We start from the raw sequence: 15,164 nt of genomic DNA on the forward strand, positions 1-15,164 counted from the left end.
TTACTTGAAAGTATCTGTTATTTAATCTTTTGCCTGTGAAACCCTTGTAATATTGTCAATAATAATGTCCATTGCTGTATCTGATTTAATTTTAATAGTATACCCATTAGTAAAAGAAGAAGGATCTGCGACAGTAGTAAGATAGAAAACAAGATTGCCCGTAGTAACCCCGTTAGGTGCAACGGCTGTCTGATCTATTGAAAATGTATTATTCATATTAGACATATTAACAGTTACAAATGCTACCGAACCATTATTTTTGTTTTCATATTTGGTAATGATTCTCCAGGTGTGAACCTGCCCTGCTACTGAATTGTCAAGAAATTTACCGTTACTCTGGTCATATATATTGGCTACGGCTGGAAAAGCAATGTTTTCGGGCCAGCTTGTTGTAGGGTTTGGTGAGAAGTCTGTTGCAATATTAACCGGAGTCTGATAGATGATATTCTGATAATTGTTTAAAGAAATTCCTCCTGATGTTCTAAAGGCAAAAGATGGTTTTATTCCTGCTCCACTGTTCATTTTTACAACTCCTTCATCGGCTGTTGTAAGGGTTTGTGAAGAAATCATTGTGCTCCATTGCGTTCCATTATAGTAACGTAATGTTTTATTGGATGAGTCGTATATAATCATTCCTGCTACAGGGTTACTAATATTGGCTGGTGGATTGGTATTTCTGGGTAATATAAGTGTTGAATTTGCTGAGCTGATATCAACAATTCCTTGTGGGGCATTGGTTCCAATTCCAACTTTTCCATCTGAATCTATTCTTAGTCTTTCGTTATCATTGGTCTTTAAAACGAAAGGCTGTGCATTGGTACTTCCTATAAAGTCTGTACCAGAAAGATTATTACCTGTTGTTTTCCAACTGGTGGATAGTATTGAGTTTAAAGTAAGGGCATCAATAACTTTAGTCCATGAAGTACCATTACTCAGATAAATCCCTGGTGTTACATCATTGGTTGTAGCGGTGTTATAAAGAAACATTCCTTCACTATATATATTGGATGTGGTGGAGGTAAGCGCTACTTTATTCAAAAGCAAACCTTTATTGGAAGAACCTAAGGTAAGATCAGAATTCAGATCAGGAGTTGTTGTTCCGATCCCTACTTGAGCTAATAAAAAAGCTGAGTAAATAATACTGATAAATAAGCTAATTTTTTTCATGATTATATTTTTAATTGTTAATGGTACTGCAATCCAGCAGTTTTTTCCTATTCTTATGTTTTTTCTGTTTACACACTGAAGCCTTATGAGAGAAGTAAGATCTTCGTAATTATGATTTTCAGGAAGGAAGCGCAGGTATTGCCCTGTTATACAATCATCTCCTATTTCTCCCATCTGGAGAAACCTACCCCAGGATATTCTTGAAAGGCAGAAAAAATGAAGCTGCCTTCCAAGTAACAAATCTTTGCTTTTTCTTGAGAAGAGTACTTTAATACCCTGTAAAAAGCTCCCCTGAATCAGGGTAAACTGCAGAACCATTCGGGAACTCAGATTTTTACCAAACGAGAAAGAGGGATTTCTCCTTTGTAAAATAAACTTTTTCATTGTGTAGTTAGAATCATGTGTATTAATGTTTGGAGTATGATAAGAAGACAAAAAGCGTAATTTTATCATCTTTTCTGATCTGGTACTGGTAAGTATTCTGATACTTAAAGTTTGCTTTATTTTCCGTAGGTTTCTTTTCTTCGAAAAGGCTTTGTGTTTTGCATGAAGAAATAAGAGCAGGAAAAGTAAAATAACTGGCTGGGTATTGATTCTGGTTTCCATAGCTTATTTTTTAGAAAAGCATAGAAAAAAGACGGAAGATGCCGTTGTTTCTGTTGCCTTTATCAATTTCTTCCTGTATCTTTAGAATTCTGTTGATTGTACTCTGCATTTTCTGACATACAGTGTGATCTTTGACCAGATAATCAAAAGCCCCGTATTTCAAAGCGTCTACTGCAGTATTGATTTCCTTTTGTCCGGAAACTATAATGACATAAATATTAGAATTATACCTTTTAATCTTTTTAAGAGTTTCAAAACCATTCATGTCATCCATACTATGATCCAGAAAGATGATATCAGGCTTAAGATCAAGATTATTAAGACATTCGTCTCCGGTCTCGAAATAGATGATGTCAGTATAGTTAAGGTTTTTGAGATACTGTTCATAAGCATTTGCACAGAACAGATCATCATCTACAATAAAGAATTTTAAGGGATTAGGGTTCATTGTGTATCATTTTCAAAAATAAAATCACATACAATGCCTTGATTTATTTGTTTGATTTTCAGTTATTTATGTTTTTATATTTCCATTTTATGGAAAATAAACTGATTTTTGGAAAAATAATGAGAATAAAACGAACAAAAAAGCCTCATGTTTTCAATACATGAGGCTTCTGATTCTTTTGAGTTTATTCTGATAATCTACAGTTCATTTGCTTTTAAAAGCTCTATAACTTCAGAGAGAGTTTTTTCTATTGCGTCAGAAAGGTTTTGCATTTCTAAAAATAATTCAGGGGTTTGTTCCTCCTCTTTTGCTTTTGTTTCGAGTGTTCTGATATTTTCAACAATGGAATTAATACCCATACCTTCTATGCCGGGTCTTATTTTATGCATCAATTTAGCCACTTCATGATAATTTTGCGATTGAAAGCAGGTATGCATCTGTATAATGGCACTTTCTGTCTGACTGATGAATATGGAAATCATTTTTTTTACAAATTCTTCATTACCTCTGCTTAATGTACGGATAGCACCAAGATCATACAGACGGGAACCAGAAGTTTCCGTAGTTTTATTTTTATAACCTGATGTTTTTGAAAGCTTAGTATACTTATAAAGCATATCCAGAAGCATCTCTTCCGAAAAAGGTTTTGTAACATAGTCATTCATACCTGCTGATTTACATTTTTCAATTTCTGTTTTGAACGCATTGGCTGTAAGGGCAATAATGGGAGTGGTTAAGAGGTATTTTTTTCTGAGGATTTTAGTAGTTTCTATTCCATCAAGCTCCGGCATCTGAATATCCATCAGAATAATATCAAACTTTTCTTTCTTTAAGATTTGTATTGCCTGGCTTCCGTTTTCGGCTTCCGTAACGTTACATTTAAAATTCTGAAGGGTATTTTGGGCTACTACTCTGTTCATCTCATTATCTTCTACAAGCAGAACTTTAATTCCGGCAACAGAAGTGGTAGGGTAATTTTCCTTTTTATCAGTATTATGCTCAAGAAATTCTTTATAGAGAGTTAAAGTAATTTGTATGACCGTACCTTTATTTTTTTCACTTTCAATATTGATTTTTCCATGCATTAGCTTTACTAATTCCTGGGTAATAGCCATTCCAAGGCCGGTTCCTCCGAATCTTCTTGCAATACTCTCATCTTCCTGATAGAATTTTTTGAAAATTTTGTCAGCAAAGCCCTTGCTCATTCCAATTCCGGTATCAGAAACAGTCAATCTAATCTTCTGAGTGGATGGGTGATCTTCCAATACACTGCATTCTACTTTGATTTCCCCTTTCTGGGTAAACTTTAATGAGTTCCCGATCAGGTTGAAAAGGATCTGTTCTATTCTGAGCTGATCTCCTTTGAAATCCGAAGCCATATCCGGCGAATATTGTGAGTGGAGTTTTAGCTTTTTTTGTTTTGCTTTGGGACTGAGGATGCTAATGATACTGTTAATAGAGTCTTTTAAAGAAAAACCTTTCACCTCGAGGGACATTTCGCCTGATTCAATTTTAGAAATATCCAGAATATTATTAATAATTGATAGAAGATGCCGGGAAGCCTGAGTACTATTTTCTACCAGGACAGTCTGAGAGGAAGATAGTTTTTGTCTTTCCAGTTCACGTAAAAATCCGATAATGGCATTAAGAGGGGTTCTGATTTCATGGCTCATTGTAGCAAGAAATACTTCTTTAGCTTTTGAGGCTTCCTGAGCTTTCTCTTTTTGCTTTTGTAGGTCTTCTTCCAGCCTTTTCTGATCTGTGATATCCAGATGTATTCCTATGGAACCTATAAGATTGCCTTTATCATCATAATTGGGAGCTCCGCTTATTGCCCACCATCTCAGTTCTCCGGCTTTATTTTTTACGGGAACCTGGTAAACGCTGGAAACTCCGCTTCTCCGCAGCCGGATTTGTTTTTTTACCAATTCCATATCCTTTTCATGATGTATAAAAAGTTCTGCGGGGTTTCTGCCTACAATTTCTTCTACTTCATAACCGGAAACATTACAGAAACTCTGGTTGGCATATTGTATGACCTCATTCATATCCACCTCAAGAAGTCCCAGGTTCATATTGGCAATCATGTTCCGGTATTTCTGTTCCTGTAGTTTCATATTATGTTCGGATCTTTTTCTTTCTGAAATATCCTGAATAAAAGAACAATAGAACTCTTGTTCCTCTTGTTGAAATGAAATGATGGATATTTCCATAGGAAATTCTTCACCGGATTTTTTGATAGCCGGAAGCTGAATCTGCCTGTTAAGAATCGAGTTTTTTTCGTCTGCTACATAGTTTTTATAGTTCTCTATATGTTTTTGCGGAATAATGGTCTCAAAAATATTTCTGCCTATGACTTCATTTTTCTGCCAGCCAAATATTGTTTCTGCACTTTTATTCCAGAATATAATTTCACCGACAGAGTTTATCGTAATAATGGCATTAATGGCAGAATCCATAATCAGCCGGCTTCTTTGTTCGCTCTGCTGTAAAAGGCTCTGGTTGGTTATCTTTTCTGTAACATCTCCAAATTTCCAGATATGACCATCCTGTTTGTTCCTTGTCTCAAAAGTATAATGATCGATTTCTAAAAACCTTCCATCCTTCGTTTCAGCAAGTCTCCCTGTGACCTTCTGACCGTTGCTTTCTGCAATTATTTTTTCCGAAAGATCATTTTCTTTGAAGAGGGCATTTATTTTTATTTCATACAGGTTTTTGCCTATGATCTCTGACGGAGTTCTGTTGATTTTAAATATTTTACAGAAAAGATCGTTGGTGAAAAGAATACGTCCCTGAGGATCTTCCATCAATATTCCATACTGAAGATTAGAGATAAAGGTTTTGAGCAGCTCCACAGTCTGGGTAAGGTTGCTTTTAATTTTAAATCTTTCCTGGGCATTCACCAGAACTTTTGAAAAAAGAGTAAGTAATTCTGTTTCGGTATCACTAAAATGATGGAGTTTTCTTACCCAGTCAAAACCAATGAATCCTGTACATGATTCTTTTGACATCATCGGTATTACCATAAGGCTCTTGATATCCTGTGAAGAAAGAAGTTCTTTAAGATTTCCTTCATTTAAATCCTTTACATGGGGTATCGTAATGCTTTTTCCTGCGCTATTTGCTTCTACCCATTCAGGGATTGCTTCAAGAGGTACATTCTGCAGATCATCCATTTGGGGTATAGTTCCGGAAGAACAGTATTCATAGGTATTGGAACATATTCCTGCTTCAAAATTGTAACTGAATATATAAGCTCTGTCAGCTTTTACAAAGTCTGCCATTTCTTTGAGCGATCTGTTCATGGCAGCATCTATCATTTCGAAAGAAATATTAATATAGTCTGATGAAATATTCATCAACAGCTTTTTCAGTTTATTCTGCTCGTTCAGCGCTGCCATTATTTCTTTTTTTTCCTGTATCTGGCGGGAAATATAATTGATAAGCTGAGAGCTGTTACGTAAAGAAATGGCTTTAATATCTTTATCTAAATGTTCTGTTTCCTTATAAATATATTCAATTGACTCCTTCTGGATATCTTTTTCAATTGCTGAACTATCATCACCCTTATCCTTTTCGAAAGATTGATAAGATAGATTGACAGCCTGTATAAACTGAGTAAGAGCCGGATCTGAAAGATGATCTTGTGTAAGATACTTTTTTATTTGACTTTCAAGTAATTGATGAAATTCCATGACGTCTTTTGGGGATTGGTTATACTGTTAGAAAATCATGATCTTGAATGCAGAGATTATTTGTTCTGTAAAAGATTATAAATAGTTGATTTGCCAATATCTAAAACCTGTGCAGTTTTCATAATATCATTATTATTTTTCTTAAGGTGATAAAGAATAATCTCTGTAGTAAACTGCTTAAGTGTTTTTTCTGCAGAAATGAAAAGGTCTTCTTTATTTCCTATGGGGTTAAAATGTATGTCTTCCGGTTGTATTTCATTGTCATCTGCCATTACACAAGCCAGATCAATAACAGATTTAAGCTCACGGACATTTCCAGGAAACGGATATTTTGTAAGCTTGTCCATTGCTTCGCTACTAAGTGCAAAGGGATTCATTCCGTTTTCTTTAGCAAATAATTTGATGAAATGTCTGGCCAGAATAATAACATCCTGATCTCTGTCACGGAGAGGAGGTAATTCTATAGGCAAACCTACAATTCTATAGTACAGATCCTCGCGAAAGTTTCCTTTTTTTACTTCTTCTGCAAGGTTTTTATGGGTTGCAATAATAAGCCGGGCATCGAATTTTATTTTCTGTGTTCCGCCTATTCTTGTAACTTCTCTTTCCTGTAAAGCTCTTAGTAATTTGCTTTGGAGATTGATATCCAGTTCTGCAATTTCATCGAGGAAAATAGTCCCTCCATCTGCCTGTTCAAATTTTCCGGAACTTTTGGATAAAGCTCCTGTAAAAGCCCCTTTTTCATGGCCAAAAAATTCACTTTCAATAAGTTCTTTCGGAATTGCGGCCATATTGATGGCAACAAAGGGTTTATTTTTACGGTCAGAATTATAATGAATGGTTTTGGCCACTACTTCTTTTCCGGTACCGGTTTCACCTGTAATAGATACGTTGATATTGGTTTTTACAGCTTTACTGATTTTTTTGAAAACCTCCTTTATAGCCTCACTTTGGCCTATTATGTTTTTCTCAAAAGAATATTTTTTTTCAAGCTCTTCTTTCAGTTCCTCCACTTCTTTTTTCAGAGAAATAGTTTCTTTTACCTTGAGGATACTGTTCCATAACATTTCTTTGGTGTGTTCATTTTTCACGATATAATCATGAGCACCTGATTTTAGAAAATTGATTGCCGTCTCTATATCGTCCTGGCCGCTAATAATAATGATTGGGACAGAGGGTTGTGCTTCCTTGAGTTTTTTAAACAGAACATCTCCTTTCATATCAGGCAGACCAAAATCAATACAGATAATATCCGGATTGAGATATAAGCCGGACAAACAATCTTTTGCCGTATCAAATGCAATGATTTCATGATCAGGATTAAGGGAGAGATGATATTTTAACATTTCACTAAAAAACATATCATCTTCCACAATGAATATTTTTGTGTAATTTGGTTTCATAAGTAATTAATAAACAAATTTATCAAATAATATGTCATTTTTTTGTTAGAGACAGTCTTTTATTTAAAAAAATACATTTTCTTATTCCGTGCAATGATTTGTTTATAGCTATTGAATTGATTTTCAGATGATTGATTTGTTTGTTTTAATTCTCTATTTGGAGATTTTTATGAAAATTATCAAATATTCTGAAGAAGTTTTAACACTACCAGAACTTTATTGCATTAATAGATCAAGGCTTATATTTATTCAGCGTATATAAAAATATCAGAAGTTTACACTTCCAGTTGGAAAAGTCCCATCGTAGCATTATGATAATGATCCGGACGGCCTTCTGTATCAGTCATTTTTTTATCTCCAAGATAAGTAAATCCACACTTCACATAGTAGTCTGTTAACCTTTGATTTCCTGCGGTAGTATCCATTCTTACATATCGCTTGTTGTGCTGAGGAGCAAATTGTTTTGCCCATTCCACGATCTGTTCTACAAATTTTTGTCCACGGAAATTGGGATTGGTGGCAATTCTGTGTATATAGATGGAAGGATCTTCATTTTTTTCTTCCCAAACCTGATGATCTTCAAAGGTAATGCTCCATACACAAGCTACTTGCCCATCTACTGTAATTTTAAAATGACGATTTTCGTTGATTTCAGTTTCGATCATATGTCGATCAAATTCTGGCCATTGTATACCAGATACGGTTTTCTTAAAATCAGAAGCCATTTTGTATAAGCCAAGGACCGCCTCCATATCCTGCAAAGAAGTATTCGCTATCATTATTCCTGTTATGGCACGAAGATACGGAAAATGCACGGCACTCTTTCCTTATTGTTATTCAGAATGGGTATAAATACCGTTAGATTCCTAATGTTACGTTGGGAAACGAAAATAAAAATACTATTTTTATCGGCCAAAAAGAAAAGACCAAGTATGCCGACTGATGCTTCTCATAAGCTGATTCCGATGACTACCTTTGTGCTTGAATATTATGCCCACGAAGGATATGCCGATCTTCAAACCCTGAGTTTGATGAATAATTATGCTAATTTTTTAAAACGATCCCTTACCTTGGGAATGTTTGTTCCTGTAGACCCTAATGGAAATGTATTAAAGGAACCAAAAAATTATGCTTCATGGAAATCATTGGAGCATAATGATGGAGAAAGAACGGATATGACTGGTTTTGAAGAATATGGCGAATATCAGAAAGCAGAACAGAAATGTATGTTTGAAGGTTTTAAGGTAGATTATAATGGGTATTCAAAAGTAAGAATTGTGGCTGCCTACGATACCTCTATAGAATTATCCTTCAATAAAAATGACCTTATCCCTACAGGCTTCAATGATGTGGAATCGCTAACTGTTTTTGATGATATCTTTTTAACTTCTAATGCATTAAAATTGATTGGAATAAAGGATAGAAAATAGTCAGTCTATTATTTTTACTTTATAGAATACAATAGTTTTTTGATCTTGCTGACTTCTACTTTTATCACTCCGCAGGAATCTAAATATCATAATCATAAGGATTTTTAAAATACAAAGTTGATGTTTGATTATGTTGAATTTTAAGTGAGCAAAGAGTTCATCGATTTGATGAAGCGTGCTGCTATCATTAGCTTAGCAACGGCTTTGCGACAATCTGAAGTCAAAGATTTATTAAATAAACCTTTGCGTTGCTGTTAAATAGCTTTTTTTACTTAATACTTTTGTCTTGAAACAAAAGTATTCAAAAGTTCAAGACTGGAATCATCCACTAAAAATTTCAATGTACTCCTAAAATTCCCAAACTCGCATGGACCAATCGGTTCTGCTTCGATTCAAAATTGTAGCCATGCTCAGACAGTGGGAATTTTTTAACGGATTACATTGAAATTTTCTTAACGTTCCTGATTCCTAGGTCGATTAAAAGGTTTATTAATTAATATTCTTCGTTTAATCAACCCATTTGGGGTCTATTATTAGCTCACTGTTCCAATAGAATAGCTACTTTGATTTTGCTAACTTTTACTTTTGTCACTCCGCAGGAGTCTAAATATGGTAAACATAAGGATTTTTAAAACGCAAAGTTGATATTTGGTTACGTTAAATTTTAAGTGAGCAAAGAGTTTCATCGATTTTCAATCGATTTGATGAAGCATACTGCTACCATTAGGTTAGTCAACGGCTTTACCGTAACCTTTGCTTCCTAGAATCATAAGCTCAGAAAATAAAATCTTTGCGTTAAATTCAAATTATTATCATCTTACTTTTTATAAAACGCAAAGTTGATGTTTGGTTATGTTAAATTTTAAGTGAGTAAAGAGTTCATCGATTTGATGAAGCGTACTGCTACCATTAGCTTAGTCAACGGCTTTGCCGCAACCTTTGCTTCCTAGAATCATAAGCTTAGAAAATAAAACCTTTGCGTTAAATTCAAATTATTATCATCTTACTTTTTATAAAACACAAAGCTGATGTTTGGTTACGTTAAATTTTAAGTGAGCAGAGAGTTCATCGATTTTCAATTGATTTGATGAAGTGTACCGTTAATTGATGACTATTATAAAAAACCTTTATCAACATTGGATAAAGGTTTCTATTTCAATCATCTGACACATTCACCAGAACGACATTGATATCCTGATGGACACAGCCCGTTAATACAAGGTCCTGCAATATCGGGATAACACTTTTCATCTGCTCTACAATGGGAATTAGGCGGACATAAACTGATAAGATTTCCAATACAGACTCCTACAGGAAGAGGTAAATTAATCTCAATACCTATTGCTCCGGCAATGTTTTTTAATGTTTTTCTGTTTAATTTTTTCATGGTTTTAGTTTTAAGAAGTCATTGTTTTTTAATAAGTTTCATACTTGTTACTTAATATATGAATAGATCAAAGGTAACTATCATTTTATGAGGAGTATACAGTAGTTTTACTGAATTTACAGAAGGTAGTTAAAATGGTTTGAAGCTGGAAGAAGGAGGCTGGAAGATACTGTTCAACTTACTATTTCTGAAAGTTAATCCAAACAAATTTTTGTAAGAAAAAATAGAGCAAGTGCTTTTCTGGCTTTAATAACTTCCCTCTTCCAGCTTCAGACTTCCTTACTTTAGAAATGATTTGAATATGGTTACCAGGCTCATCAGAATAACAACTATTCCTACCACAACAAACATTTTCTTTGTAGGGAGTTTGGAAGTAAGCATAGCAGAAAACGGAGCAGTAAAAACGCCACCTAACAGAAGCCCCAAAACAATATTCCAATGGTGAATCCCAATGGTAAAGATAAAAGTGATGGCGCTTGTTAATGTCAGTAAAAATTTCGCAACGGTTGAACTTCCAACAACATAGCGCGGAATTCTTCCTTCTTTAATTAATGTTCCGGTTACTAATGGCCCCCATCCACCTCCAGCAAAGGAATCTATAAAACCACCAACGAGTCCCAGTACTCTCAGATTGGTTCTTTTTTTGGTTTTGATGCGGTTTTTACTCTTATCCTTAAAGGCATTTCTGAGAATATTTGATCCTAGATATAAGGTGTAGCAGGCAATGATAGGTTTTACAATATGAGCATAATGTTCGCCATAATGAGATAAGGTTAATGCTCCAATGATAGATCCCACGATCGCCAACGGAAACAATACCCAAACCATCTTTTTATTGACATTTCCTAATTTGTAGTGGCTAAATCCTCCTGCTGCTGTTGTAAAAGATTCTGCAGAATGAATACTTGCACTCACAACAGGTGGTGGAACGTTCAGTAATAATAATATGGTGGTACAAATTACACCATATCCCATTCCCATAGATCCGGCAACAATTTCAGCCATAAAACCGGCAAACAACATCCAGTAAAAAATATGTCCATCTTTACTGAGAAAATTCTGAATATCATCAGAAAGATCAAACTGATAAACGACCAGTCCAAATATTCCAAAAAGAAGCATAACCCCTATGATTACGAGATAAATATTGGCTTTTCTCTGTGCCATTTTAGTAATGCTGATGAGCTTTTCTATCTCTAAATCAGCTTTTGCAGGAGCAGCTTTTCCATCAGACAGATATTGTGTGGTGATCTTGTTGAGTTCCGTTACTTTATGATTAAAGTCTCCTTTTAATTGATTGCGTATACTTTGCATATTATCAAGCACAAGATCCATTTCATCCGGAATGGTTTCTGTGAATGTTTCTCTGAGTCTTTTGGCAATTGTTGGCGATTTTCCATTCGTAGAAATCGCGATTTTGAGGCTTCCTTTTTTAACAATGGAACCTAAGTAAAAATCACAAAGTTCGGGCTTGTCTGCAATATTGACCAATACATTCTTTTGATGGGCATCTTCGCGGATTTGTGCAGCTAATTCAATATCATTCACAGCGATAATTGCCACATCGGTATCATTAAAATCATCATCATGATAAGCTCTTTCGTATAATGTGAGATTGATAAACTGATGCTGTAAGGCTCTAACTTCAGGAATAATTTCCTTTGCTATGAGTCTTATGGAAGTTTCAGGAGAATTACCCAATACCGATTCCAGTTTTTCTAGGGCAATTTTTCCGCCCCCAATGATGAGTAACGATAATGTTTCAAGTTTTAAAAATACGGGATATAAGGAATTGCTCATCTTGATTACAGTTTTAAATCATAGGTAAAAGCGAGATAATATAAGCCTCCTATTTCAGGGCCGGCTGCATATTGGAAATAACGTCTGTTCAGTAGATTGGTTGCTCCAATTTTTACATTAGCATGAATCTCAGGAATTTTCCAGGTGGCTTGTGCATCAATAGTATAGTAAGCCGGAATTTGTCCGGATGCTAAAGGACTTTCCCAGGCAAAACTGTTCTGCCACCTAGCCACTACTGTAAATCCAATATTCTTGATAATTTCTCTGTTCCCAACACTTACATTGACCATCCATTTAGGCGTATTAAATGCCGTAATAAACAGGTCCGAAGTATTATTGGAGGCCAGATCGTTATAAGATACATTGGCATTGACATTGTAGTTTTTAATCACATTGTATCGGATCCCAAAGGAAGTTCCATAACTTTTATAAGTACTGTTGCTATTGGTATAAACCCTGTATCGGTCCTGTTTACTTCTGTCCAGCATGGCAAGAACTGCTGTATTGCTTCCTATCTGGCTGTTTTTAGGAACTGCTACTTCCACTTGTCCTAGGAATCCTTCATAGATATTGTAGTAAAAATCCCAGTCCAGCGCCAGTTTATTATTAAAGAAGACCGATTTATAGCCTATTTCAAATGAATTGATCTTTTCCGGCTGTAACTTTTGCAGATTGGCAATGGCTAAAAGCTGTTTATGATCCTGTGCAGCCTGACTTTGGCTTTTTCCACCGTCTACATCAGCATTTACTGCAGCAGTAAATCGGTCAATGGAAGCTAAGGTATAGGAATTTTCCAGGTACCCTAATCCATCATTCACTTTTGTCAATCCGCCTACTCTTCTTACATTTCCGTTATTGACGAAGGAAAGGGCTTCAAATAAGGATGGAAAACGGTACCCGTTTTGAAAAGATGCTCTGAAATTGTGCTGTTTAACAGGAGAATAAACAATGCTGATTCTCGGATTAAGTTTAGCTTCAAACTCAGGGTTTCTGTCGATACGGAGTGCTGCATTAATTTTTAATTTTTCATCAAAGAAAAGTTTGGTAATCTGTGCAAAGGCTCCATATTTCTGATAGATAACATCCTTACCGAAGGTTCCGTCGGATAAAGGAATATTTCTTGCAGCAACAGGTCTGTTGAAATCTACAAAGTTGTTTCCATCAGGAGTGATGCTGTACAAACGGTAATCTATTCCGGCCAAAAGACTAAAAACCTTTACAAACCTTGTGAAATCATAAGTAAGTTCACCCTGATAAAATCTGGATTTTTGTTCCAATTTGGCCCCTCCTGTTGCGGGAGCCCCGGCGACTCCTCCATTGGCTGAATCCCAATTGTTGATTCCGATAATGGTATTTTTTAACTGCTCAAAGGTTGTAGTTCCGGGTACTAGTCTATTTTTATCAGCTTCGCGGCGGGCAAGTATAAGAGCATCATTCAGGTTGGTTCCGGAATTAAGACTATTTTGAAGTGCGGTTTGAAAAATGCTTTTCCAATTATTGTTTGAAAGATTGGTCAGATCAAGATTATCAGCCAAAGGCTTCAGATTATAAGAATCTCCGGTATTTTCTATGGATACATAGGCTCTGAAAGTAAGCTCTTTGCCGGTAAGCTCTATCTTATGGTTTTGAACCGTAGCATTTTGTAAACGGATTTTATTTCCTCTTTGAAAAGTTCCATCTAGTAATCCGTAACGGTAAACGTAAGAAGCTTTCCATTGATCTCCAAAATGATAGTATAATCCTGCATCAAATTTAATATTCTTTACTTCCGGGCTTACCAGGTCTTTTTCCAGATATCCTGTTCTGGAAACATTGAATGTCGTAGGTTTTCCGTTATAATCTACTTTTACCGCTACCCTGTTGTTTCTTTCATCCCCATATTTATTCCAAAGATCTTCTGCCGGATTATTGGCTAAAGAAAAATTAGGATTGGCTGTAATCAATGAATTAGAGTTCTGATCGGTCTGATTGTTTGAAATCCAGTCCGTTCCGGTAAAATAGGAAGCATTTACTTTAACAGCAAAGTTTTTATTGAATACTTTGGCAAATCTGATAGCACTTTCACCTAGAGAACTTATTTTATGATTGTAGTTGTCTACATGATTCATTCCGCCACGAAAATAAACACTTATTCCTTCAGAGGTAAACGGATCTTTGGTCTGGAGACTTGCCAATCCGTTGATGGCATTCATACCATACAATGCGGAAGCGGCTCCCGGAGTTACTTCCATTGACTGAATATCCAGTTCTGTAGGGCCAATCGCATTTCCCAGTGGAACTCCTAAAGTTGCAGACTGCACATCTACTCCATCCACCAGCTGCATAAATCTGAAGTTGTTTGGAGAGTTGAAGCCTCTGGAGTTAGGAATTTTCAAAGTAAGGCTGGACGTTAAAAGCTGTAGTCCTTTTACATTTTCAAGTGTTTCATAAAAAGAGGCTGCTGGGCTTTCTCGGATGGTTTTAATATCAATCTTTTCAATAGCGATTGGTGATTTCAGTATTTTTTCCGGAATACGGGATGCCGAAATAACAACATCATCAATAATGGTATTCTGAGGATTCAACCCAATGGTAAGTTTGTTGGAAAGCGAAAGAATCTCCACGGTTTGGCTGGAAAAGCCGTCTTTATTAATAACCAGTCGAAAAGGGATTGTTACTCTCGTTCTTATTTTGAAATTTCCGAGTTGATCTGTTGATGCGGTGTCCTGTGTATTTTCAATCTGTACTTTTACAGCATCAAGCCCTTTTTGGGTGCCTGTATTTCTGATGATTCCGCTTAATTCTATAAGCTGTTGTGCTTCTGCCAGATTGCAGAATAAAAATGTAAATAATATAACTCCTGTTTTAGGCAGGAAATATCCCTGTCTTTTGTTTTTCATTGTTCTTCTATTTTAGGTGAGTGAGAATGGGGCTGTTTGAATGTGAGAATTACCACAAAAGGGATAAAAGATGTTAACCACCCCGTCAAAAATTATTTGAATTTTTGCCACCCCTCCTCTGGAGGGGAATATTGAGTCCTTCAATTGTAATGCTTGTAAATGTTGGAGGTTCTCACAAAGCTTTAGTGTACTTTTATACGCAAAGTATGTTACTTAAAAAATACTTAAGTGTTTAAAAGCTTTTGTGACTTTTGTGGTTTAAATAGAATTCAAACAACCTGTATATGTTGTCAGTATTGAAAATCAACAACACATACACATTCGTTCACCTGGAAGAAATGGTTGATGT

At 35.5% G+C, this 15,164-nt stretch carries 9 protein-coding genes; 1 reads left to right on the top strand and 8 read right to left on the bottom strand.

The genetic code is table 11. The annotated features are described in order from the left end of the window. Positions 1–21: 21 nt before the first annotated feature. From J2772_RS03525 to J2772_RS03545, 5 genes are all read right to left on the bottom strand, one after another. Positions 22–1,773, bottom strand: coding sequence for a hypothetical protein (locus tag J2772_RS03525; RefSeq protein WP_209913320.1), 1,752 nt, complete (start codon positions 1,771–1,773; stop codon positions 22–24). A gap of 10 nt (positions 1,774–1,783) precedes the next feature. Further along, complete coding sequence (locus tag J2772_RS03530; protein WP_209913322.1) at positions 1,784–2,221, bottom strand: response regulator; 438 nt, start codon at positions 2,219–2,221, stop codon at positions 1,784–1,786. Between the two features lie 197 nt (positions 2,222–2,418). Continuing rightward, positions 2,419–5,916: a PAS domain S-box protein gene (locus tag J2772_RS03535; protein ID WP_209913324.1), complete on the bottom strand. Its 3,498-nt coding sequence runs from the start codon at positions 5,914–5,916 to the stop codon at positions 2,419–2,421. A gap of 56 nt (positions 5,917–5,972) precedes the next feature. Further along, positions 5,973–7,319 (bottom strand): sigma-54-dependent transcriptional regulator, encoded by a 1,347-nt coding sequence (locus J2772_RS03540; protein ID WP_209913325.1) that lies wholly within the window; start codon positions 7,317–7,319, stop codon positions 5,973–5,975. Positions 7,320–7,594: 275 nt separating this feature from the next. Next, on the bottom strand, positions 7,595–8,098 hold the full coding sequence (locus tag J2772_RS03545) for a GNAT family N-acetyltransferase (protein ID WP_209913327.1): 504 nt from the start codon (positions 8,096–8,098) through the stop codon (positions 7,595–7,597). 90 nt (positions 8,099–8,188) lie between these two features. Here J2772_RS03545 and J2772_RS03550 point away from each other — a divergent pair, with 90 nt between their 5' ends. Then, the gene (locus J2772_RS03550) at positions 8,189–8,749 is read left to right on the top strand and encodes a hypothetical protein (protein ID WP_209913328.1); all 561 of its coding nucleotides are present in this window, start codon (positions 8,189–8,191) and stop codon (positions 8,747–8,749) included. 1,159 nt (positions 8,750–9,908) lie between these two features. On the opposite strand, the gene J2772_RS03555 is transcribed toward J2772_RS03550, so the two are convergent. The 3 genes from J2772_RS03555 to J2772_RS03565 all read right to left on the bottom strand — a co-directional run bounded on the left by J2772_RS03555 (position 9,909) and on the right by J2772_RS03565 (position 14,815). Then, the gene (locus J2772_RS03555) at positions 9,909–10,136 is read right to left on the bottom strand and encodes a hypothetical protein (RefSeq protein ID WP_209913330.1); all 228 of its coding nucleotides are present in this window, start codon (positions 10,134–10,136) and stop codon (positions 9,909–9,911) included. A 279-nt stretch (positions 10,137–10,415) separates the two neighbouring features. Further along, on the bottom strand, positions 10,416–11,936 hold the full coding sequence (locus J2772_RS03560) for a TSUP family transporter (RefSeq protein ID WP_209913331.1): 1,521 nt from the start codon (positions 11,934–11,936) through the stop codon (positions 10,416–10,418). A 5-nt stretch (positions 11,937–11,941) separates the two neighbouring features. Further along, positions 11,942–14,815, bottom strand: a complete 2,874-nt coding sequence (locus J2772_RS03565; RefSeq protein WP_209913333.1) for a TonB-dependent receptor — start codon at positions 14,813–14,815, stop codon at positions 11,942–11,944. Between the last annotated feature and the right edge of the window lie 349 nt (positions 14,816–15,164).

Source organism: Chryseobacterium jejuense (assembly GCF_017877355.1).
Lineage (GTDB): Bacteria > Bacteroidota > Bacteroidia > Flavobacteriales > Weeksellaceae > Chryseobacterium > Chryseobacterium jejuense_A.

Bases quoted from the DNA above. Each gene is read 5' to 3' on its own strand.
- J2772_RS03565 (WP_209913333.1), bottom strand. From the start codon at position 14,815: ATGAAAAACAAAAGACAGGGATATTTCCTGCCTAAAACAGGAGTTATA.
- J2772_RS03525 (WP_209913320.1), bottom strand. From the start codon at position 1,773: ATGGAAACCAGAATCAATACCCAGCCAGTTATTTTACTTTTCCTGCTC.
- J2772_RS03540 (WP_209913325.1), bottom strand. From the start codon at position 7,319: ATGAAACCAAATTACACAAAAATATTCATTGTGGAAGATGATATGTTT.
- J2772_RS03560 (WP_209913331.1), bottom strand. From the start codon at position 11,936: ATGAGCAATTCCTTATATCCCGTATTTTTAAAACTTGAAACATTATCG.
- J2772_RS03550 (WP_209913328.1), top strand. From the start codon at position 8,189: ATGTTACGTTGGGAAACGAAAATAAAAATACTATTTTTATCGGCCAAA.
- J2772_RS03555 (WP_209913330.1), bottom strand. From the start codon at position 10,136: ATGAAAAAATTAAACAGAAAAACATTAAAAAACATTGCCGGAGCAATA.
- J2772_RS03545 (WP_209913327.1), bottom strand. From the start codon at position 8,098: ATGATAGCGAATACTTCTTTGCAGGATATGGAGGCGGTCCTTGGCTTA.
- J2772_RS03535 (WP_209913324.1), bottom strand. From the start codon at position 5,916: ATGGAATTTCATCAATTACTTGAAAGTCAAATAAAAAAGTATCTTACA.
- J2772_RS03530 (WP_209913322.1), bottom strand. From the start codon at position 2,221: ATGAACCCTAATCCCTTAAAATTCTTTATTGTAGATGATGATCTGTTC.